Origin of the sequence: Paraburkholderia flagellata (genome assembly GCF_021390645.1) — a bacterium.
In the GTDB taxonomy this organism is placed as follows: domain Bacteria; phylum Pseudomonadota; class Gammaproteobacteria; order Burkholderiales; family Burkholderiaceae; genus Paraburkholderia; species Paraburkholderia flagellata.
Window position 1 is genome coordinate 469,862 of sequence record NZ_JAJEJT010000001.1, and the last position, 22,285, is coordinate 492,146.

Consider the following 22,285-nt stretch of genomic DNA (forward strand, 5'->3'; position numbering starts at 1 on the left):
GGAAAGCGTGCGTGTTACTTGTTGAGCGCGTCGTCTGTTCTGGTGAGCAGCATTGCGTCGCCGTAACTGAAGAAGCGGTACCGCTCGGCAATTGCGTGCCGATACGCAGCACGGATCGTTTCAATGCCCGCGAACGCCGATACGAGCATCAGGAGCGTCGACTTCGGCAGATGGAAGTTCGTGACGAGCCGGTCGACCACGCGGAACGTGTAGCCAGGCGTGATGAAGATATCGGTTTCCGCTTGCGTTGCCGCGAGCGCGCGGCCTTCGCGGTCGGCGTCGCGCGCGGCGGCTTCGAGCGCGCGCATCGAGGTCGTGCCCACGGCGATCACGCGGCCGCCGCGCGCGCGCGCGGCGGCGATCTTGTCGACGAGCGACTGCGGCAGTTCGTACCACTCGCTATGCATCTTGTGTTCGGCAATGTTCTCCACGCGCACCGGCTGGAACGTGCCCGCACCCACGTGCAGTGTGAGCGTCGCGCGCTCCACGCCTTGCGCGTCGAGTTGCGCGAGCAGGGCGTCGTCGAAGTGCAGGCCCGCCGTGGGCGCGGCCACCGCGCCCGGATTCTGCGCGAACACCGTTTGATAGCGTGTTTCGTCGCTCGCGTCGGCGTCGTGCGTGATGTAGGGCGGCAGCGGCAGACGGCCGTGTTGCTCGATCAGCGTGAGGCAGTCGTCGGGAAAGTGCAGCGTGTAGAACTGGTCGACGCGCTCGCCCACGGTCACTTCGAACGCGTCGGCGAGGCGCAGCACCGTGCCGGGGCCCGGGCTCTTGCTCGCGCGGATCTGCGCGAGCGCCGTGCGCGTGCCGGTCAGGCGCTCCACGAGCACTTCGATCTTGCCGCCGCTGGCCTTTTGGCCGAAGAAACGCGCCTTCAGCACCTTGGTATCGTTGAAGACGAGCAAGTCGCCCGGCGCGATGCACGCGGGCAGTTCGGAGAAGCGGCGGTCGCTGAAACGCGCCGGTTGCGTGGTGTTGTCGACCTCCAGCAGACGGCTCGCGCTGCGCTCGGGCAGGGCGGTCTGCGCGATCAGTTCCTCGGGGAGGTCGAAATCGAAATCGGAAAGCTTGAACATGCGGCCTGAAATAACGGAAATGCGCCGGAGGCCCGGCGCGCGGCGGCTTTGCGGGGCCGAACCGCCAAACGGTTGCGCCCCAAAAAGCGGCTGCAATGACCGCCCACGCTTGATGAGCGGCTATGATTGCGGGACATGCGCGTTTGCGACGTGCGCGATAGCGATGCGTGCGTTGCGCCCGATGGCAAAGGCCGTCGCGCTGCACGCGCCGCGCCATGCCGGAAAGCCGATATTGTACTTGCGAAGCTGCCCATGCCCCCATCCGTTAGCCGATTGATGTCCGAATCCGATTCCGCGAGCGACGCGCCCGACGACGCGCACGTGCCCGAGGACGGCACGCGGACGCGGCAACCGGAAGGCGAGCAAGGGGCCGCGCCGCCCGCGCGCAAACGCGCCAGCAAAAAATCCGCAGATAAGGCCGCCGAAAAAGCCGCGGTCAAAGACAAGCCCAAGCTCACCAAAACCGCCGACCGCCTCGCCAAGCTCGGCCTGCGCAGCGACATCGATCTCGTGCTGCATCTGCCCATGCGCTACGAGGACGAAACCACGCTCACGCCCATCGGCGAACTGTTGCCGGGCGGCATCGCGCAAACCGAAGGCGTGGTGTTCGACAACGAGATCGCCTACCGTCCGCGCCGCCAACTGCTCGTGAAACTGCAGGACCACAACGGCGACGAGCTTCATCTGCGCTTCCTGAACTTCTACGGCTCGCAGGTCGCGCAGATGGCGATCGGCAAGCGTCTGCGCGTGCGCGGCGATGTGCGCGGCGGCTTCTTCGGCATGGAGATGGTGCATCCGGCGGTGAAGGTCGTGGAAGGCGACGCGCCGCTGCCGCAAGCGCTCACGCCGGTGTATCCGTCCACGGCGGGTGTGAGCCAGGCGTATCTGCGCAAGGCGATCGACAACGCGCTTTCGCGCGCGCATCTGCCCGAACTCCTGCCCGAAGCCGTGGCGCACGAGTTCATGGAGCCTCTGAACGTGCCGCCGCTCATGGACGCGGTCAAGACCCTGCACCACCCGCCCGTGAACGCCGACGAGCACGAACTCATCGACGGCACGCATCCTGCGTGGACGCGCATCAAGTTCGAGGAACTGCTCGCGCAGCAACTGTCGCTCAAGCGCGCGCACGAAGAGCGCCGCACGCGCGCCGCGCCCGCCATGGCTCGCCACGTCGCGGGACGCAAGAGCGAAGAGACGCTGCTCGCGCGTCTGCGCGGCGCGCTGCCGTTCACGCTCACCGGCGCGCAGGAGCGCGTGGTGGCCGAAATCGCCCACGATCTCGAACAGCCGCATCCCATGCAGCGCCTGCTGCAAGGCGACGTCGGCAGCGGCAAGACCGTGGTCGCGGCGCTTGCGGCCGCGCAGGCCATCGACGCGGGTTACCAGGCCGCGCTGATGGCGCCTACCGAAATCCTCGCGGAACAGCACGCGCGCAAGCTGCGCGGCTGGCTCGAGCCGCTCGGCGTGCAGGTGGCGTGGCTTGCGGGCAGCCTGAAGGCCAAGGAAAAGCGCGCGGCGCTCGAAGCCGCGGCGCTCGGCACGGCGCAGCTCGTGATCGGCACGCACGCGATCATTCAGGACGCCGTGGAATTCGCGCGCCTTGGCCTCGTGATCGTCGACGAGCAGCATCGCTTCGGCGTCGAGCAACGGCTCGCGTTGCGCGCGAAGGCGCAGAACGCGAAAGCGCCTGATCAGGCACACCGCGAGTTCCAGCCGCATCAACTGATGATGTCGGCTACGCCGATCCCGCGCACGCTCGCCATGACTTACTACGCGGATCTCGACGTCTCCACCATCGACGAGCTGCCGCCCGGCCGCACGCCGATCCTCACGAAGCTCATTTCCGACGCGCGCCGCGAGGAAGTGATCGCGCGCGTGCGCGCGGCGGCGCTCACGGGTCGTCAGGTGTACTGGGTATGTCCGCTCATCGAGGAAAGCGAGACGTTGCAGCTGCAAACGGCCGTCGAGACTTATGAAACGCTCGTGGCCGCGCTGCCGGAACTCACCGTGGGCCTCGTGCACGGGCGCCTCGCTTCCGCGGACAAGGCCGCCGTCATGGATGCGTTCTCACGCAACGAAGTGCAACTGCTCGTGGCAACGACGGTGATCGAAGTGGGCGTGGACGTGCCCAACGCCTCGCTGATGGTGATCGAGCACGCCGAGCGCTTTGGCCTCGCGCAGCTTCACCAGTTGCGCGGGCGCGTGGGGCGCGGCAGCGCCGCTTCGGTGTGCGTGCTGCTCTATACGGGGCCGTTGTCGCTCACGGGCCGCGCGCGCCTGCAAACCATGCGCGGGACGACGGACGGCTTCGAGATCGCGCGCAAGGACCTCGAAATCCGCGGCCCCGGCGAATTCCTTGGCGCGCGTCAATCTGGCGCGGCGATGCTGCGCTTCGCGAACCTCGAAAACGACGCGTGGCTCATCGAGCCCGCGCGCGGCGCCGCCGAGCGCCTGCTGCACGAGTTTCCGCACGTCGTCACGCAGCATTTGAACCGCTGGCTCGGCGCGCGCGAGCAGTATCTGAAAGCGTAAATAGTCCATTGCGCGGAACCTGCGCGCACCATTGCCGTCTGACCCTTTTCCCGTGATCACGCCCCGCATAGGGGTGTTGGTTATTGGCGAATCACCGCCATAGGTGTATAACTACAAGCTATTGATTCACCTTTTTTGATTGGTCCCCGAATGACGCTCACTGAATTGAAATACATTGTCGCGGTAGCTCGAGAGCGCCACTTCGGACGGGCCGCGGAAGCCTGCTTCGTGAGCCAGCCGACCCTTTCGGTCGCCATCAAGAAGCTAGAAGACGAACTGAACGTGCAGATCTTCGAGCGCGGCACGAGCGAGGTGAGCGTGACGCCCATCGGCGAGCAGATCGTGACGCAAGCGCAGCGCGTGCTCGAGCAGACGCTCGCGATCAAGGAAATCGCCAAGCAGGGCAAGGATCCGCTCGTCGGGCCGCTGCGTCTCGGCGTGATCTACACGATCGGGCCGTACCTGCTGCCCACGCTCGTCAAGCAGATGATCAAGCGCGTGCCGCAAATGCCGCTCATGCTGCAGGAGAACTACACGCTCAAGCTCATCGAACTGCTCAAGCAGGGCGAGATCGACGTGGCGATCATGGCGCTGCCGTTCCCCGAAACCGGCCTCACGCTTCGGCCGCTCTACGACGAGCCGTTCGTCGTGGCGCTGCCTTCGGGCCATGCGTGGGAACAGCGCCCGAAGATCGACCCGGACGACCTCAAGCAGGAAACCATGCTGCTGCTGGGCAGCGGCCATTGCTTCCGCGATCACGTGCTGGGCGTGTGCCCGGAACTGATGCGCTTCTCGCAAAACGCCGACGGCATCCAGAAGACCTTCGAAGGCTCGTCGCTGGAGACCATCCGCCATATGGTCGCGAGCGGTGTTGGCATCACCGTGTTACCGCGCATGTCGGTGACCGAGGTGAAGCCGCACGCGGGCGGCGTCGATTCCGGGCTGCTGTCCTACGTGCCGTTCGACGAACCGGTTCCCGACCGCCGCGTGGTGCTCGCGTGGCGCAAAAGCTTCACGCGCATGCCGGCGATCGAGGCGATCGTCGACGCCATTCACGCCTGCGACTTGCCGGGCGTGAAGAAGATCGAGGCGCCTGCCGTGGCCGCCTGACGTACATCGCGCCGTGCGCATCTGGGCTGCGTGGCGCGGTTTCCTTTCTGGCGCGGCATTCGCCCGCGCGACAAATCCCTTTCCTTACGTTTCTTGCGACCCCAATAATCAACGCCTATTTGATAGATTAAGTAAATCAACTTATCGATATCAATAGTTGTTGCTAAAGTTTCCTCCAACCGATCCCAAACGGAAACCCAGGAGGAAGCGATGCAAACCACCCACTCGAACACTCCCGCACCCAGCACCTCGGCACGCGCCGATTCTGGCCTTCGCACCGTGTGGTTCTCGCTGCTGGTCGACCGCGCGCTGTCCGCCTGACGCTCTCGCGCTACCTCGCCGCAGATTTCCCCGCGTCCTAGAACACATCCGCAAGCAAGAAAGGAATCCAGCATGACCGACCGTACTCTTACCTCGGCAGCCGGCGCACCCGTCGTCGATAACCAGAACTCCCTCACCGCCGGCCCGCGCGGCCCCGTGATGCTGCAAGACGTGTGGCTGCTCGAAAAGCTCGCGCACTTCGACCGCGAAGTGATTCCCGAGCGCCGCGTGCATGCGAAGGGCTCGGGCGCGTTCGGCACGCTCAAGGTCACTCACAACATTTCGCGCTACACGAAGGCGAAGGTGTTCGGCGAAGTCGGCAAGGAAACGCCGCTCTTCATCCGCTTCTCGACCGTGGCGGGCGAGCGCGGTGCGGCCGATGCCGAGCGCGACGTGCGCGGCTTCTCGATCAAGTTCTACACGGAAGAGGGCAACTGGGACGTCGTCGGCAACAACACGCCGGTGTTCTTCATTCGCGATCCGCTCAAGTTTCCGGACTTCATCCACACGCAAAAGCGTGATCCGCGCACCAACATGCGCAGCAACGTGGCCGCGTGGGACTTCTGGTCGCGTCACCCGGAGTCGCTGCATCAGGTGACGATCCTCATGAGCGATCGCGGCATTCCGAAGAACTATCGACAGCAGCACGGTTTTGGCTCGCACACGTTCTCATTCATCAGCGCGAATAACGAGCGCTTTTACGTGAAGTTCCACTTCAAGTCGGCGCAGGGCGTGGAGAACTACAGCGACGCCGAAGCGGCGCAGGTCGTTGCTCAGGACCGCGAATCGGCGCAGCGCGATCTCTTCAACGAGATCGAGAAGGGCAACTTCCCGAAGTGGCACTTCCGCATTCAGGTGATGCCGGAGGCCGATGCCGCGAAGGTGCCGTACAACCCGTTCGACATCACGAAGGTGTGGCCGCACAAGGACTATCCGCTGATCGACGTCGGCACGATCGAGTTGAACCGCAATCCGGAGAACTATTTCGCCGAGGTCGAGCAGGCTGCTTTCTCGCCGGCGAACGTGGTGCCGGGCATCGGCTTCTCGCCGGATCGCTTGTTGCAGGGGCGGCTGTTCTCGTACGGCGACACGCAGCGCTATCGGCTTGGCGTGAACCATCACCAGATCCCGGTGAACGCGCCGCGCTGCCCGTTCCATTCGTTCCACCGCGACGGCGCAATGCGCACCGATGGCAACCTCGGCGGCAACGTGAACTATGAGCCGAGCCGTTTCGGCGACTTCGCCCAGCGCCCGCAGGCCGGTGAGCCGCCGCTCGCAGCGGGTGCGGTCGATCACTACGATCACCGCGAAGACGACGACTATTACAGCCAGCCGGGCGCGCTGTTCCGGCTGTTCGACGCGGGCCAGCGCGAGCGGCTCTTCGCGAACATCGCACGACATATCAACGGCGTGCCCGCGGAGATCGTGGAGCGCCAGATCGAGCACTTCCGCCGGGCCGATCCGGCGTATGCGCAAGGCGTGCTCGACGCGATCGCGAAGCAGGCCAAATAAGGTTGGAGGCGCGGCTTGTTGTCACAACGCTCAGATACTGAGCCGCGCCCGAAGCAGGACTTTCAGGAAGCACCAAAGGAGCACGATCATGACCCGAACGATGACGATGACCCTCATGACCATGGGACGCGGCGAGGCCGCCACGATGGCGCGCACGCGCGCGCAAGGCACGCAGATCGTGCGCCGAGTGGTGGGTTTCGCGATTGTGGCGAGCGGCTTCGTGGCGATCGCCACACAAGCCTTCGCGCACCTCGCGGGACACTGAACGAGCCGGGCACGTCGCTGGACACTAGGGCCGGATGAACCGGTTTTCTGATATTTCCAGGCTACACTGACGGCCGATCGAGCGTTCGCGCGCCAGTATCGAGAGGCGCAGGCGGCGCGACCGGATCGCAACGAACACGCGTAGTCTCACTGCTACACAAGGAGTCGTCATGGCCAAAAAAGCAACCGTACAGCACGTGAATATCGGCATCAGCGACAAGGATCGCAAGAAGATCGCGGATGGTCTCTCGCGCCTGCTCGCGGACACCTACACGCTGTATCTGAAGACGCACAACTTCCACTGGAACGTGACGGGGCCGATGTTCAACACGCTCCATCTAATGTTCGAGGGGCAGTACAACGAACTCGCGCTGGCCGTGGACGCAATCGCCGAACGCATTCGTGCGCTGGGCGTGCATGCGCCGGGCAGCTACAAGGAGTTCGCGAAGCTCTCGTCGATTCCCGAAGCGGACGGTGTGCCGAGCGCCGAAGACATGATCCGCCAACTCGTGGAAGGCCAGGAAGCCGTGGTGCGCACGGCGCGCGCGATCTTCCCGTCGACGGAAGCGGCTAACGACGAGCCGACCGCGGACTTGCTCACGCAGCGCATGCAGACGCACGAAAAGACCGCGTGGATGCTGCGCTCGCTGCTGGCTTGATGCAGAGCGGCGCTTGCGCGCCGCACGAGAATTGCAATGCAAGGCCCGCCGGATGTCCGGCGGGCCTTTGTTCTTGCGCGGGTGCGGCTCGCGGCAAGCGCGCAGGCGGCATGGCGGCGCCCTGGCCTACAATAGCGGCATCGCTTTTCCTGCCCCGATCATGTTCGCCCGACTCCCGCTCTATTTGCGGCTCGTCCGCATGGACAAGCCGATCGGCAGCCTGCTGCTGCTGTGGCCGACGCTCAACGCGCTCTGGATCGCCTCCGACGGACATCCGCCGCTTTCGCTGCTGATCATTTTCACGCTCGGCACGGTGCTGATGCGCTCGGCGGGCTGCGCGATCAATGACTACGCCGACCGCGACTTCGACCGCCACGTGAAGCGCACGGCCGAGCGCCCCATCACTTCGGGCCGCATTCGCGCCTGGGAAGCGGTGGCGATTGCCGCTGGCCTCGCGCTCGTGTCGTTCCTGCTGATCCTGCCGCTCAATGCGCTCACGAAGCAGCTTTCGGTCGTGGCGCTTTTCGTGGCGGCGTCGTATCCGTTCACCAAGCGCTTCTTCGCGATTCCGCAGGCGTACCTGGGCATTGCGTTCGGCTTCGGCATTCCGATGGCGTTCGCCGCCGTGCAGGACCACGTGCCGGCGCTCGCGTGGATCATGCTGGCCGCGAATGTATTCTGGTCCGTCGCCTACGACACCGAGTACGCCATGGTCGATCGCGACGACGACATCAAGATCGGCATTCGCACCTCGGCGCTCACGTTCGGCCGATTCGACGTGCTCGCGATCATGATCTGCTACGCGGTGACGCTTGGCATTTATGTGTGGGTGGGCTTGGCGCTGGGTTTTGGCTGGCTTTATTGGCTAGGCTGGGCGGCTGCGGTGGGTTGCGCGATTTACCACTACACGCTCATCAAGGGCCGCGAGCGCATGCCGTGCTTCGCCGCCTTCCGCCACAACAACTGGCTTGGCGGCGTGCTGTTCGTGGGGATCGCGGCACATTACGCCGTCGCGGGACTCTAAGGCCGGATCGGCTCCAAACGAAAAAGCGCCGGGTGCATGACACACCCGGCGCTTTTTTTCAGGACGCTGCGGCAGGCTTACTGCTTGCCGAATTCCTCGCCCATTTCCTTCGCGCGCGCATCTGCCGCGAGCGCGCCCTTGACGATAGCGGCCTTCACGCCCGATGCGTCGAACGATGCCAGCGCGGCGGCCGTCGTACCGCCCTTGGAGGTCACGCGCTCGCGCAGCACGGCGGGCGGCTCGTCCGATTGCAGCGCGAGTTGCGCCGCACCCGCGAACGTGGCGATGGCGAGCGCGCGGCCTTGCTGCTCGTCCATGCCGAGCTGACGCGCCGCTTCTTCGAGCGCTTCGATGAAGTAGAACACGTAGGCCGGGCCGCTGCCCGAGATGCCCGTGACCGCGTCGATCTTCGCTTCGTCGTCGAACCAGACCGTTTGGCCCACGGCGCCGAGCACGTCGGACGCAAGCTGGCGGCCCGCCGCGTCAACGCCGCCGCTCGCGACGAGACCGGTTGCGCCCATGCCGATGAGCGCAGGCGTGTTCGGCATCGTGCGCACGACGCGCGCATGGCTGTTCAACCAGCGCGAAAGGTCGTCGATGCGAATGCCGGCCATGATGCTAATGACGACCTGATGCGCGCCGAGGTGCGGGGCGATACCTTCTGCCACGGCTTTGGCGATTTGCGGCTTCACGGCGATCAGAACCGCGTCATACGACGCGAGCGCGGCGTCTGCGGCGGCGGCGGTGCGCACGCCGAACTGCTCGGCGCTGCGCTTGCGGGCGTCCTCGTTCGGATCGATCGCGTAGAGATTGTCGGCGGGAACGCCCTTGCGGATCAGGCCGCCGATGAGCGCGGCGGCCATGTTGCCGCCGCCGATGAAGGCAATTTTCATGGTGGTGGAATCGTTCAGTGAATCAGTGAGAGTAGTCGCGCGCGCCGAAGATCGCGGTGCCGACGCGCACGATCGTCGCGCCTTCGAGCACTGCGGCTTCGAGGTCGGCCGACATGCCCATGGAGAGCGTGTCGAGCGCGAGGCCTTCTGCGCGTAGCGTTTCGAACAGCTCGCGCAGTTGGCGGTGCGGCGCGCGTTGCGCCTCGAGCGAGGTTTCCGGCTCGGGAATCGACATGAGCCCGCGCAGGCGCAGGTTGGGCAGGGCGGCGATTTGTCTTGCGACCTGCTGCGCTTCTTGCGGGGTGACGCCGCTCTTGCTGTCCTCGCCGCTCACGTTGACCTGCAGGCAGACGTTGAGCGGCGCCATGCCGGCGGGACGTTGCGCCGAAAGGCGTTCGGCAATCTTCAGACGATCGACCGAATGGACCCAGTCGAAACGCTCGGCGACGGGGCGTGTCTTGTTCGATTGGAGCGGCCCGATGAAATGCCATTCGATGCTCGCGCGCAGGTCGGCGAGCGCCTCGATCTTGTCCACGGATTCCTGCACGTAGTTCTCGCCGAACGCGCGCTGGCCGGCAGCGTGAGCGGCGCGTACGTCCTGCGCGGGAAACGTTTTCGAAACCGCGAGCAGCGCCACGCTTTGCGGGTCGCGGCCGGCGTTGCGGGCGGCGGCGGCGATGCGCTCGCGGACAGCTTCGAGATTGTGGGAGAGATCGGTCATCGGGCTTGAAGGCAGTCGCGTGTGTGGCTCGCGCCGCTTTTGGATCCAAAACGAACAGAACGACGGCCATTATACGGACTGCGCACGACGCGAAACACTGGCCAGAAAGCCTATGCCCGGTCCTATACCACTCGGCCGACTGTTGGCTCGCCGTGCGGTTCGTTAAGCTGGTTCCGTTGCCTGATGGCTCAATTTGTCGCCAGCATATGTTCGACCAGCTCGATCCAGTGCGTGACCGGAATCGCCGTGCCGCTTTGCAGATGTGTGATGCAGCCTATGTTGGCGGAAACGATCAGTTGCGGCTCCAGCGCCTGCAGCCGGTCCACTTTCTGGTTGCGCAGCGTGTAGGAAAGGCGCGGCTGCATGATCGAATAGGTGCCCGCGGAGCCGCAGCAAAGATGGCTGTCGACGGGTAGCCGCACGTCGAGTCCGAGCGCGGTGAGCAGCTTTTCCACGCCGCCGCGCAACTGCTGGCCATGTTGCAACGTGCAGGGAGGATGCCAGGCCACCGTCTGGATGCCGCGCCGTCTCGTCGCGGCCACGAGCTGTTCCTCGAAAGCCGGCAGCAGCTCCGAAAGATCGCGCGTGAGTTCGACCACGCGGCGCGCTTTCTCCGCATAGGCCGGATCGTCACGCAGCAGGTGTGCGTATTCCTTCACCGTCGCGCCGCACCCCGAGGCGTTCATCACGATCGCCTCCACGCCTTGTTCAATGAACGGCCACCAGGCGTCGATGTTCGCGCGCACGTCGTCGAGCGCATCGTCGGCGTAGCCCATATGCAGGCGGATCGCGCCGCAGCAGCCCGATTGCGGCGCCACGATCGTCTCGATGTCCAGCGCATCCAGCACGCGCGCGGTGGCGATGTTGATGTTGGGCATCATCGAGGGCTGCACGCAGCCTTGCAGCATCAGCATCTTGCGCGCGTGCTTAGCCGTGGGCCACGCGAGCGAGCGCTGGCGCACGGGCACCTTGTCGCGCAGGCGCTTGGGCAGGAGCGGGCGCACCTGCTGGCCGAGGCGCATGGCCGGCGTGAAAAGCGCGCGGCGCGGCAGCAGGCCCGCGAGCAGGCGGCGCATGAGGCGCTGGCGCAGCGGCCTTTGCACCATTTGTTCGGCGTGCTTGCGGCCGATTTCCACGAGGCGCCCGTACTGCACACCGGAAGGGCAGGTGGTCTCGCAACTGCGGCACGTGAGGCAGCGGTCGAGGTGCGTGAGCGTGCTCTTCGTGACCGGCGCGCCTTCCACCATCTGCTTCATGAGATAGATGCGCCCGCGCGGGCCGTCCAGCTCGTCGCCGAGCAACTGATAGGTCGGGCAGGTCGCGGTGCAGAAGCCGCAATGCACGCACTTGCGCAGGATCGCGTCGGCTTCGTCGCCGTCGGGGGTGTTGCGTATGAAGTCCGCGAGGTTCGTCTGCATCGCCGCGTGTGGGTGTCGTCAGAAGTCGGAATACAGCCGGCCGCGATTGAAGATGCGGGCCGGGTCGAAGGCGGCCTTCAGGCCGCGATGGATCTTCATGAGCGGCGCGGGCAGGGGCGTGAACACGCCCGCACTGCGGTCGTAGTCGCGCCCCGTGCGGAACATCGTGGCGTGACCACCGGCCTGTTTCGCGCTGATGCGCACCGTCTGCGCATCGGTTTCCGTGATCCACCAGCGCTGCGCGCCACCCCATTCCATGAGTTGCGCGCCCGGCAGTTGCAAGGGCTCCGCGATCGAGGGCAGCGCGAGCCGCCACAGCGCGGCATTCGGTGCAATCGAGGCAAAGAACGGATCGGTCTGCTCGCGCAGGCCCGCCCAGAAGCGTTCGGCCTCTACGGCATCCACCACTTCACCGCCCAGGCTCGCGCGCGCGGTTTTTACGGCCGCTTCCGCTCCGGCGAGGCGTACCGCGAGTGTCCCGTTGCGCCAGGCGCTCGCCGTCATCGGCAGCGGACGGCCGCCCCATTCGTTGAGCTTGCGCACGGCGTCGGTGCCGTTCATATCGAACTTGAGCGTGGTTTCCGCTTGCGGCACCGGCAGCACCTTCACCGAAAGCTCCAGAAGCAGGCCGAGGGTGCCGAGCGAACCCGCCATGAGCCGCGAGACGTCGTAGCCCGCCACGTTCTTCACGACCTGGCCGCCGAAATGCAGCACCTCGCCGTGGCCGTTCATGAGCACCGCGCCCAGCACGAAGTCGCGCGCTGCGCCCGCGCTCGCCCGCCGCGGCCCGGCAATGCCCGCGGCAATGCAGCCGCCCAGGGTGGCCTGTGCGCCGAAGTGCGGCGGCTCGAACGCGAGCATCTGGCTGTGGGCCGCAAGCGCCGTTTCGATTTCCGCAAGCGGTGTGCCGGCGCGCGCCGTGATCACCAGTTCGGCCGGGTCGTACGCGATGATGCCGCGGTGTGCGCGCGTGTCGAGAATCTCGCCCTCGAGCGCCTGGCCGTACCAGTCCTTGGTGCCCCCGCCGCGAATGCGCAGCGCCCGACCATCGGCGCTCGCCGCCCGGATGCGTTCGGACCAGTCCGAGACGATGTCGTCCTCTTCCATGTCGTGATGGTCGCGCTCGTTCGTTATATGGTTCGTCCGATTGTACTGAGCGAACCTCTCCTGACAACCCGGAGCGGACCCTCATGCGGGTCACGCGAAACGCATAAATGGCGCGATGCTTTGCGCGTCTGTCAGAAACGCGGCAGCTCAGGGTGTGGCAGCAGATTTCCCCGCACGTGCATGCGCCCGTACTCGGCGCAGCGCGCTCGCGTTGGTATCCCCTTATCGGGGTTGAGGAGCCTCGCCGGGTCAAACGCGTGTTTCACCGCATGAAACGCGTCGCGCTCCTGCGGCGAGAATTGCACGCACATCGAATTGATCTTCTCGATGCCCACGCCGTGCTCGCCCGTCACCGTGCCGCCCAGTTCGACGCAGGTTTCGAGAATGTCCGAGCCGAAGGCCTCTGCGCGGTGCCATTCATCGAGGTCGTTGCCGTTGAAGAGAATGAGCGGGTGCATGTTGCCGTCGCCGGCGTGGAATACGTTGATGCAGCGCAGCCCATACTGCTTTTCCATTTCGTGGATGCGCGCGAGCAGCGGCCCGATCGCGCGGCGCGGCACCGTGCCGTCCATGCAGTAGTAGTCGGGCGAGATGCGGCCAGCCGCCGGGAACGCGTTCTTGCGGCCCGACCAGAAGCGCAGGCGCTCTTCCTCGGTGCGCGAGATCTGGATGCGCGTGGCGCCATGCTCGCGCAGCACCGTGGTCGTGCGCGCGATTTCGTCGGCGACTTCCTCGGGCGTGCCGTCGGCTTCGCACAGCAGGATCGCGGCGGCGTCGAGGTCGTAGCCCGCGTTCACGAACTCCTCCACGGCGCGAGTGGCAGGCTTGTCCATCATTTCCAGGCCCGCCGGAATGATGCCCGAGGCAATGATGCCCGCCACGGCGTCGCCACCTTTCACGACGTCGTCGAAGCTCGCCATGATGACCTGCGCAGTTTGCGGGCGCGGAATCAGCTTGACGGTCACTTCGGTCACGATGGCGAACATACCTTCGCTGCCGATCATCACCGCGAGCAGATCGAGACCCGGCGCATCGGGCGCAAGCGAGCCGAATTCGACGATCTCGCCGTCCATCGTCACGGCGCGCACGCGCAGGACGTTGTGCACGGTGAGGCCGTACTTGAGGCAATGCACGCCGCCCGAATTCTCCGAAACGTTGCCGCCTATCGTGCAGGCGATCTGCGAGGAGGGGTCTGGCGCGTAGTAAAGGCCAAAGGGCGCCGCCGCTTCAGAGACGGCCAGATTGCGCACGCCCGGCTGCACCGTGGCCGTGCGCGCGTAGGGATCGACTTCGAGAATGCGCTTGAAGCGCGCAAGCGAAAGCACGATGCCATGCCGGATCGGCATGGCGCCGCCCGAGAGGCCGGTGCCCGCTCCGCGCGGCACGACCGGCACGTCGAGACGACGGCAGATCTGCACGATGCGCTGCACCTGCGACTCGGTTTCCGGCAGCGCCACCGCGAGCGGCAGCCGCCGGTAGGCGGCGAGGCCGTCGCACTCGTAGGCGACGGTGTCCTCCTCGCGATGCAGCAGGCAATGCGCCGGCAATACGGCCATCAACGCCTGGACCACCTCGCGCTGTCGTTGCGCGAGCGCTTCCGGGCTCAGCTCGGGCAAGTTCGCCTCTGGTGCGTTCATGTCTCCTCCCGTCTGTTGCGCTTGTACGCGCTCGTTTGCGCGTCCCTGCGCTTGTCGGTTACGCCGCCCAGCTGAAGATCTTGCCCGGATTCATCAGGTTGTGCGGATCGAGTGCGTGCTTGATCGCGCGCATCGTGTCGACGGTGTCCGCGCCGTGTTCTTCCACGAGAAAACCCATCTTGTGCAGACCCACGCCGTGCTCGCCCGTGCAGGTGCCGTCCATCGCGATCGCGCGCTGCACGACGCGGTGATTCAGACGCTCGGCCTCGTCGATCTCCTCGGGCTTGTCGGGGTCGATCAGAATCGCGACGTGAAAGTTGCCGTCGCCCACGTGGCCGACGATCGGGCAGGGCAGCGGCGAGGCCTTGAGATCGGTTTCGGTCTCGATCACGCATTCGGCGAGACGCGAGATCGGCACGCACACGTCGGTCGTCACGGCGCGGCAGCCTGGCTTGAGCTGCAGCATCGCGAAGTAGGCGTTGTGGCGCGCGTTCCACAGGCGGCTGCGGTCTTCGGGGCGCGTGGCCCACTCGAAGCCTTCGCCGCCGTGCTGCGCGGCAAGCTCCTGCACGAGCTGCGCCTGTTCCGCGACGCCCGCCTCGGTGCCGTGAAACTCGAAGAAGAGCGTGTGCTTCTCGCGCAGCGTGAGGTTCGAATGCTTGTTGATCGCGCGCACCGCGAGCGCGTCGATGAATTCCACGCGCGCGATCGGCACGCCAATCTGAATCGTTTCGATCACCGTGCGCACGGCCTCGGCCATCGAAGGGAACGCGCACACCGCCGCCGACACCGCCTCGGGCTGCGGGTAGAGCCGCACGGTGATTTCGGTGATCACGCCGAGCGTGCCTTCCGAGCCCACGAAAAGGCGCGTGAGGTCGTAGCCTGCCGACGACTTGCGCGCGCGCGTGCCGGTTTTGACCACGCGGCCGTCGGCGAGCACGGCGGTGAGGCCGAGCACGTTCTCGCGCATCGTGCCGTAGCGCACGGCGTTGGTGCCCGAGGCGCGCGTGGCCGTCATGCCGCCGATGCTCGCATCGGCGCCCGGGTCGATCGGGAAGAAGAGACCCGTGTCGCGCAGCGCTTCATTGAGCTGCTTGCGCGAGATGCCGGGCTCGACTGTCACGGTGAGATCCTCGGCGTTGATCGAGAGCACGCGATTCATCTGCGAGAGGTCGATCGACACGCCGCCCTGCACGGCCAGCAAGTGACCTTCGAGCGACGAGCCGTTGCCGTAGGGAATGATCGGCACGCGATGCAGGGCGCACAGCTTGACGATGGTCTGAATATCCTCAGTGCTCTGCGCGAACACCACGGCGTCGGGCAGTTGCGGGTCGAACGGCGACTCGTCGCGGCCGTGGTGGGCGCGCACGGCTTCGGAGGTGGAGACGCGTTCGCCGAACGCGCTGCGCAGTTGATCGAGGAGTTCGGCGGGGAACGGGCGGCGTGCGAGGGCCGGCGGCGCGGGGTGATTCACGCGGGTGTCTCCTTCGTATGAGTATGACTTCTGGCCTGGACCATTTTACGCTGAACGTCCGGAGCGCAAAGCCGCGCTCCGTATGCTGCGGTGCACGAAACCTATAATGGCCGGCGGATGCGCGCGCCTGACACGGCGCTGGGCGCGCGTCATGCGCGATCTGCGCGAATTTTCAGCTTCGGAGAGCACAACATGGGCAATCGCCTGAGCAAGATTGCAACGCGCACCGGTGACGACGGCTCAACCGGCCTCGGCGACGGCAGCCGCGTGCGCAAGGACGACGCGCGTATCGCCGCGATCGGCGACGTTGACGAACTGAACTCGCAGATCGGCGTGTTGCTGTGCGAGCCGCTCCCCGACGACGTGCGCGAGGCGCTCGTCGCCATCCAGCACGACCTGTTCGATCTGGGCGGCGAGCTGTGCATTCCGGGCCACACGCTCGTGACCGACGAACACCTCGCACGGCTCGATGCCTGGCTCGCGCAATACAACAGCACGCTGCCGCCGCTCAAGGAATTCATCCTGCCGGGCGGCTCACGGGCGGCCGCGGTCGCCCATGTGTGCCGCACGGTGTGCCGGCGTGCCGAGCGCGCCGTCGTCGCACTGGGCGCCGCGCCGAACTCGGGCCCGCCGCTCGCCGATACGCCGCGCCGCTACGTCAATAGGCTCTCCGATCTGCTGTTCGTGCTTGCGCGTGTGCTCAACCGGGCTGCGGGCGGCAGCGATGTGCTGTGGCGGCACGATCGCGGTATGGCCAAGGGCGCGTAGAGCATAAAAGGGCGCGAGCGACCTGCCATCGTCCGAAAGAGACTGTTTCCCGCACCGCAAAAGCCCTGTCGAAGCTTGTCCTACGGCCACCCGTCGCGAGTTCGCACCTCGCGCAATCCGAGAATTGCTGGGGTGCGACAAAATGCCCGGGTCGGACTGTCGCATTAAAGATGTATCGTGTATGCATCTTTACCAAGGAGAAGCTGCAAATGACTGCGCTCACCGTCGACCAGATGGCCCGCGTGAAGGCCACTGCGCCCGTTTTCGCCGAGCACGGCGCCACGATCACCAAGCATTTCTACAAGCGGATGTTCGCCGCGCACCCCGAGCTCAAGAACATCTTCAACCAGACGCACCAGCAAAGCGGTAGTCAGCCCGAGACGCTTGCACGCGCGGTCTATGCCTACGCGGCGAACATCGACAATCTGGGCGCGCTCGGCGGCGCGGTCACGCACATCGCGCACAAGCACGCGAGCCTGAACATCCGTCCGGAGCACTACCCGATCGTCGGCCGCCATCTGCTCGGCGCGGTCGTTGACGTGCTGGGAGATGCGGTGGACCAGCCCACGCTCGACGCCTGGGCCGTGGCCTACGAGCAACTCGCGAACATCATGATCGGCACCGAGGCGAAGCTGTATGAGGGTGCTTCGTGGAGTGGCTTCCGTCCGTTCAAGGTGATGCGCAAGCAAGTCGAAAGCGACGAGATCACCTCGTTCTATCTCGCGCCGGCCGACGGCGCATCCGCTGGCGGTTTCGAACCGGGGCAGTATGTGAGTGTGACGCGTTTCGTCGACAAGCTCGGCGTGGACCAGCCGCGTCAGTACAGCCTATCGGACGCACCGCACGGCAAATGGCTGCGCATCTCGGTGAAGCGCGAAGCCGGCCGCGGCGAGGCACAGCCGGGCCACGTATCGAACATCATGCATGACGGCGTGGAAGAGGGGGCGGTAGTGCACGTGAGCGCGCCGATGGGCGAGTTCGCGCTCGATCGCAAGAAGACGACGCCAGTCGTGCTGATGAGCGGCGGCGTCGGCGTCACGCCGATGAAGTCAATGCTCTCCACGTTGATCGCGGAGCGCAGCGAGCGCAAGGTGACCTTCGTGCACGCATGCCGCAACGCGAAGGTGCACGCATTCCGCGAGTTTCTGCGTCACGCCGTGTCCGAGTTCCCGAACGTCAAGCGTGCGGTGTTCTACGAAGAAGTCGGCGCAAACGACCGCCAGGGCGTGGACTATGACTTCGAAGGGCGCATCGATATCGGTCGCATCGAAGCGGACGTGCTGCTGCCCGACGCCGACTACTACCTGTGCGGCCCCGTGGCGTTCATGCGCGAGCAGCGCGAGGCGCTCGTTGCCCGCGGCGTCGACGCCTCGCGCATTCACACGGAGATTTTCGGCTCCGGCATGCTGTAACGCTGCACACCGACGTCACATCATTAGCACACCGAATGACAAAGACGCCGCGCGAAAGCGCGGCGTCTTTGTGTGTGCAGCCGTAAATCATGTATCGATTTGCAACCGGAGTCACTCGCCCGAGGCCCTCCGGTTTACTGCGCGATACCCCGATGGCGAAATCGAGAGCCTGCGCCGGAAGATCCGCGCTAGACGCTCGCCGCGCGGCACGCCGCAGCGCTGCGCAATTTCGTCGATGGGAAGATTGGTTTGCGCGAGCAACAGGCAACTGGCATCGAGCCGCGTGCGCAGCAGATATTCGGACGGCGTGAGGCCCGTTTGCGTCTTGAAGTGGCGCAGGAAGTTGCGCATGCTCATCTGCGCGACGCGCGCCGCGTCGGCGACCGAGATCGGCTGATGGTAGTTCTCGCGCAGCCAGTGAGCGGCCGAGTTGATCTTGCCGTTTGCGCTGTCCGCCTCGCCATCGTCGAGCATGGGGCCGAGCCGCTCCCACGAGCCCGGCATCGAGTCCTCGGAAACACGCTGCGCAAGCGCCACGCCGTGATTGCGCTTGACCACCTTGAGCGCTGCAACGAGCGCCTCGGAAGGCGTCACGACCGAAGCGCCGGCGTTGCGCGCTTCCAGCGCGCGGCGCAGGCGCTGCGCCGAGCTTGCAGTATTGCCGCCCGTGCGCAGGAAGGGCACATCTGCGGCGGCGAGCACGGCACGTCCCTCGCCGAGTGCGCGGATGATGCGCACCTTCGGCGCGAGCATCTGAAGCCGCGTGATGAGTCGCGCATTGGCGCGCGCCTCCATCGCACCGGGGCCACCGGCGATGAACAGCGTGTCGAAGCCGCTGCGCAGCGGGCCGTGCAGGCTCTCGGACCATATCCGCAGGCCGCAGCCGCTGGCCACGTTGCCGCCAGGCTCGGAAAGCATGACGATCGAATAAGCAGGAAGCGTGTCGGCGCAGGCATCGTTCGCGAGACGAAACACGTCGGCGAGCAAGGTCACATCCCCGAGCGGGAAGCCCTCGAAAACCAGGATGCCTATGCGTTTGGCCACGGGTCCGAACTTGAAGTGAGCGCCGCGCGGCTGGAAAGCGGCTTGCCGGCAGACCACCCTGTCGATGTACATGGCCGGTTCCTCGCGCAGAAGGGATTCGCAGGAGTACGTTGCGTTTTTGCGCCGCGTGCCCTGATCCGGCTGTGGGGCTGTTACATGCGGTCACATCACGCTCTCGGGATTCATGATAGGCCGGTGAGCACCTGACGCACGGCGCAGTCTGAAAATGCCGAGAAGTTGGCAGAATGGCTCGGTATGCGCTGGCAGGCTGGCTTGGGCTCGATCGAGCGTTGCGCATGGGCGCCGCCGGGTGCACACGGGCGTACGCGCACGCCACGCGTGGGCTTTACGAAGGCCGCGCGGGCAAAGCAAAGGGCGTGTCTAGCACTTACGCGTTTTCAGGAAAAATATTGTTTCGAGCTCTTGTGCACGTCATCGCGCATGAGCAACTCCTCTGGCCACAGCCACGCGTACTGGCTGTGCTGATCGAAGCGCCCGACTGGCACAGTGCTGTCCAGCGTGAACGCGTAAGCAAGCACAACATAATGTGTGCCGATGCCGTTCTCAGCCGCGAAATTGTCTGGATAGTGATGCTCGTACACGCCGACGAAACGCGCGGCCGAGCGCTGCATGCCTGCAATCCCGAGCTCCGTTTCGACGATGCGCGTGAACGCGGCGTCGAGCCACTCGTCCTTGTGAATGCGCCCGCCCGGCACGAACCACTTGCCGCGCGCTGGGCGATTGCGTCGCTCGCCCACAAGTACGCGGCCGTCGGCGTCAGCGACGATCAGGTCGATCCCGACAAGCGGTGCGAGCCGCACCACCTCGAGGAATTCGGTAGGCGACAGCATGGATGAGCGGATCCGTGGGGTGTCGGTCGTGTCGATATGATTGTCTCGAGCGCAGCCGCTGCGCGCGCGGCGCATGACAATCAGGCGTCGCGTTCAAGAGCAGTCTAGGCGGGTCAATATCGCGTTGCACTGTCCACAGCCGCCTAAGTCTCGCTATCGTGGGCCAAGATGCGAACAGCCGCCCATGCGCTCAAGGCTTCGGCGCGACGTAACCCGCGGGCGTGACCGCGTTCGATCTGGCGACATCGGCGTTGTCCGACACCACATAAATGGGCGATTCGGTCAGGCGCAGCGGGAGCATGCCGTCGTTGTAAGTCATCGTGGTCGGGTTGCCCATCATGTCGAACACGCTCACCTGACCCGAGCGCCCGCGCGCATCCACCTGAAGCGTGTAGTTCGTTGCCCGCGTTGCATCGAAGCCCGTTTTCGCGCTCCAGCGCGCGTTGTCATGGCTCCACAGCGCCGTGATCACCTTGCCCCCGCCCTTGCTGTCTTTATTGCCGCTACTGCCTGGACGCGCGAACGCGTAAGCGTAGACGCCCGCAGGCGTGCCGCGCAGCGGCCCAACTGTATACGTACCGTCGATCAGCCGCGTCATGGTTGCGACCGCGAGCGCGGCAGGCTTCGGGCTGATGTTAGACGAGCCGTACATGCCCTTCGGATGCTCGAGTTCGAAGAAGACGCCATAGCCGGGCGTCGTCTCCGGCATATCCGCGCCATAGAAGATGAACGTGGTATCCGCGCCTTCGCCGAGCAGGATCAGATGCGCGCGCGCCACGACCGCACCCTGCGCGTAGAGCGTTTGCGCGTCGGGATAGTTTGCCGCGTAGTTCGTACCGATGTCGTAACTAATACCTGTTTCGGTCACGAAGAGCGGGGCGCCGGGCTTGAGCATGTCGCGCATTGTCGCGCGCAGTTCGCGCATGGCTTCGGGCAGCGAAAGCGTGCCCTTCTCGGGTGCACCGTACAAACGCTCCGGCGGATGCGAAGGGCTCGTGCCGAAATCATAGTAGCCGTGGATCGTCACGCCATCGATATATTTAGCAATGCCAAGCGGTTGGAACTTCTTTAGCCACTCCGTGTTGCCCTGCACGCCTGCATAGGTTGGGCCCATCACGATCGCCGACGGGTCGGTGGCGTGTATGCCCTCGTAGACGGTCTTGTACAGATCGACGAAATGCGCGTCCGTGTCTTTCCACGGCAGCCCGCCGTCCTTGTCGGGCTCCCATGTGACCTGATAGTAGTTGTGCGCCTGGCGCGGGAAGACGCGCGCGCGAATGCGTGCGGACTCCGCGCCTACGCGCGACATGTAATCGCGCAACTGGGCCAATGACGAAGGCACGTAGCTGTGGGTCTCCTCGCCGTTCGGACTCGCCCACGCGGGAAACCCGTCGACTGTGATCAAGCGCATGATGTCGCCGGGCTTGAACTGCAGATCGAGCTCGGAAGCGGCAGCAACGAATGTATTGGGACCTTTCGGTTCCATGACGTACCAGCCGCGCTTGTCGTTGGCCCAAGCAAGGCCGAGGTCTGTGTAAAGCGGACGCAAGCCATCGCCGCCGCAGCAGTGCTGGCCAGGCGCGATATATGCTGAGCCTTGTCCACCGAAGCGGTGGAGGTCCTGGCGTGCAAAGACGGGTGCGGGCAGTGCTGCGCTCACATCGGGCAGCACGCCGAACGTGGTGATGCCGGCCGGCCGCGTGCCGCGCTGTGGCAAACCCGCAGAGGGCTGCGAAGCCAGCGACGCCGAAAACGCGAAGTAGCCTGCCTGCGGCAGCGTGCAAGTGAGCGACGTGACGCGCGGGCCGGCTGCCACCGTGAAGTTGCCGCTGGCCTGCGGGCGGCTCCACGTATCCGTGATCTGCCATTGCACCTTGTCGTCGCGCGTGGCGCGCGTGGTCACTTCGATACGCACGCTCTTGCCGCGCGGAAAAAGCCGCGTGCCGTCGCTGCCGGGCGTGTCGGCCGAGATGGGATCGTCGCCTGCGTCTGCCGCCGCGCGGCTGGCGGCGCTGCTGCAAACGGGCGTGTCGGCGGCGCGGCAACGCATTGCCGGGAGAAGGGTGCCGAGGAAGCCGAGCACGAGCGCTGCAGCCGGCACCCATGAACTGGCGCGCGAGCAGCGCGCGCAACGAGGCGTCATGAACGCGGATGCAGGGGCTAGGCGCAATGTCATTGGCAGGTTCCTCACAGCATGAAAGGGTAAGCCTAGTTGTTCGAGCAAGTCATTTGACGCCAGCCTCCAGGCTTTTCGCGCAATTTTCCCTGGAAGCCCCGCGCGAGAGTTGTGCAGTGCTCGCGGAGTCCAAGCATATAAAGCGGCTTTTTGTGAATTTTTTTATTGTGCGGCGCAAACATGATTTAACAGGTTTAAACTGCGTTTCGCGTGCTCGAAATTCGAGTGCAAAGCTTCTTAAACATCATTTAATCAGACGAATAGAGGCACAGGCTTTTATTGCTCG

General features: G+C 65.2%; 18 protein-coding genes. 8 read left to right on the forward strand and 10 right to left on the reverse strand.

Annotated features, from left to right (window positions below; translation table 11 throughout):
- Positions 1 to 14 precede the first annotated feature (14 nt).
- A complete protein-coding gene (gene queA, locus L0U83_RS02140) occupies positions 15 to 1,076 on the reverse strand; it encodes a tRNA preQ1(34) S-adenosylmethionine ribosyltransferase-isomerase QueA (RefSeq protein ID WP_233880000.1) in 1,062 nt (353 codons plus the stop codon).
- Between the two features lie 276 nt (positions 1,077 to 1,352).
- Here queA and recG point away from each other — a divergent pair, with 276 nt between their 5' ends.
- The 6 genes from recG to ubiA all read left to right on the forward strand — a co-directional run bounded on the left by recG (position 1,353) and on the right by ubiA (position 8,498).
- Positions 1,353 to 3,608, forward strand: a complete 2,256-nt coding sequence (gene recG, locus L0U83_RS02145; RefSeq protein ID WP_373320954.1) for an ATP-dependent DNA helicase RecG — start codon at positions 1,353 to 1,355, stop codon at positions 3,606 to 3,608.
- Between the two features lie 150 nt (positions 3,609 to 3,758).
- The gene (locus L0U83_RS02150) at positions 3,759 to 4,718 is read left to right on the forward strand and encodes a hydrogen peroxide-inducible genes activator (protein ID WP_233880004.1); all 960 of its coding nucleotides are present in this window, start codon (positions 3,759 to 3,761) and stop codon (positions 4,716 to 4,718) included.
- 393 nt (positions 4,719 to 5,111) lie between these two features.
- Entirely contained in the window at positions 5,112 to 6,551 is a 1,440-nt protein-coding gene (locus L0U83_RS02155; RefSeq protein ID WP_233880006.1) for a catalase, read from the forward strand.
- A gap of 88 nt (positions 6,552 to 6,639) precedes the next feature.
- Positions 6,640 to 6,816, forward strand: a complete 177-nt coding sequence (locus L0U83_RS02160) for a hypothetical protein (protein ID WP_233880008.1) — start codon at positions 6,640 to 6,642, stop codon at positions 6,814 to 6,816.
- 169 nt (positions 6,817 to 6,985) lie between these two features.
- Positions 6,986 to 7,474: a Dps family protein gene (locus tag L0U83_RS02165; RefSeq protein ID WP_201694244.1), complete on the forward strand. Its 489-nt coding sequence runs from the start codon at positions 6,986 to 6,988 to the stop codon at positions 7,472 to 7,474.
- Positions 7,475 to 7,634: 160 nt separating this feature from the next.
- Entirely contained in the window at positions 7,635 to 8,498 is an 864-nt protein-coding gene (ubiA, locus tag L0U83_RS02170) for a 4-hydroxybenzoate octaprenyltransferase (RefSeq protein ID WP_233880010.1), read from the forward strand.
- Positions 8,499 to 8,575: 77 nt separating this feature from the next.
- On the opposite strand, the gene proC is transcribed toward ubiA, so the two are convergent.
- The 6 genes from proC to L0U83_RS02200 all read right to left on the reverse strand — a co-directional run bounded on the left by proC (position 8,576) and on the right by L0U83_RS02200 (position 15,748).
- A complete protein-coding gene (gene proC / locus L0U83_RS02175) occupies positions 8,576 to 9,391 on the reverse strand; it encodes a pyrroline-5-carboxylate reductase (RefSeq protein WP_233880012.1) in 816 nt (271 codons plus the stop codon).
- Positions 9,392 to 9,413: 22 nt separating this feature from the next.
- The gene (locus L0U83_RS02180) at positions 9,414 to 10,112 is read right to left on the reverse strand and encodes a YggS family pyridoxal phosphate-dependent enzyme (RefSeq protein WP_233880020.1); all 699 of its coding nucleotides are present in this window, start codon (positions 10,110 to 10,112) and stop codon (positions 9,414 to 9,416) included.
- A 188-nt stretch (positions 10,113 to 10,300) separates the two neighbouring features.
- Positions 10,301 to 11,530, reverse strand: a complete 1,230-nt coding sequence (gene glcF / locus L0U83_RS02185) for a glycolate oxidase subunit GlcF (protein WP_233880022.1) — start codon at positions 11,528 to 11,530, stop codon at positions 10,301 to 10,303.
- An 18-nt stretch (positions 11,531 to 11,548) separates the two neighbouring features.
- Positions 11,549 to 12,637: a glycolate oxidase subunit GlcE gene (glcE, locus tag L0U83_RS02190; RefSeq protein WP_233880024.1), complete on the reverse strand. Its 1,089-nt coding sequence runs from the start codon at positions 12,635 to 12,637 to the stop codon at positions 11,549 to 11,551.
- Between the two features lie 131 nt (positions 12,638 to 12,768).
- Positions 12,769 to 14,274 carry an FAD-linked oxidase C-terminal domain-containing protein gene (locus L0U83_RS02195; RefSeq protein ID WP_028201996.1) on the reverse strand — a complete coding sequence of 502 codons (1,506 nt, stop codon included), beginning with the start codon at positions 14,272 to 14,274 and terminating at the stop codon, positions 12,769 to 12,771.
- 58 nt (positions 14,275 to 14,332) lie between these two features.
- On the reverse strand, positions 14,333 to 15,748 hold the full coding sequence (locus tag L0U83_RS02200; protein WP_233880032.1) for an FAD-binding oxidoreductase: 1,416 nt from the start codon (positions 15,746 to 15,748) through the stop codon (positions 14,333 to 14,335).
- A 192-nt stretch (positions 15,749 to 15,940) separates the two neighbouring features.
- Here L0U83_RS02200 and L0U83_RS02205 point away from each other — a divergent pair, with 192 nt between their 5' ends.
- Entirely contained in the window at positions 15,941 to 16,516 is a 576-nt protein-coding gene (locus L0U83_RS02205; RefSeq protein WP_233880034.1) for a cob(I)yrinic acid a,c-diamide adenosyltransferase, read from the forward strand.
- Between the two features lie 209 nt (positions 16,517 to 16,725).
- Positions 16,726 to 17,928, forward strand: a complete 1,203-nt coding sequence (gene hmpA, locus L0U83_RS02210; protein WP_233880036.1) for an NO-inducible flavohemoprotein — start codon at positions 16,726 to 16,728, stop codon at positions 17,926 to 17,928.
- A 111-nt stretch (positions 17,929 to 18,039) separates the two neighbouring features.
- On the opposite strand, the gene L0U83_RS02215 is transcribed toward hmpA, so the two are convergent.
- From L0U83_RS02215 to L0U83_RS02225, 3 genes are all read right to left on the reverse strand, one after another.
- On the reverse strand, positions 18,040 to 19,044 hold the full coding sequence (locus L0U83_RS02215) for a GlxA family transcriptional regulator (protein WP_233880039.1): 1,005 nt from the start codon (positions 19,042 to 19,044) through the stop codon (positions 18,040 to 18,042).
- Positions 19,045 to 19,370: 326 nt separating this feature from the next.
- Entirely contained in the window at positions 19,371 to 19,823 is a 453-nt protein-coding gene (locus L0U83_RS02220) for a GDP-mannose mannosyl hydrolase (RefSeq protein ID WP_233880041.1), read from the reverse strand.
- A gap of 190 nt (positions 19,824 to 20,013) precedes the next feature.
- Positions 20,014 to 21,999, reverse strand: a complete 1,986-nt coding sequence (locus L0U83_RS02225) for a hypothetical protein (protein WP_233880043.1) — start codon at positions 21,997 to 21,999, stop codon at positions 20,014 to 20,016.
- Positions 22,000 to 22,285 lie beyond the last annotated feature (286 nt).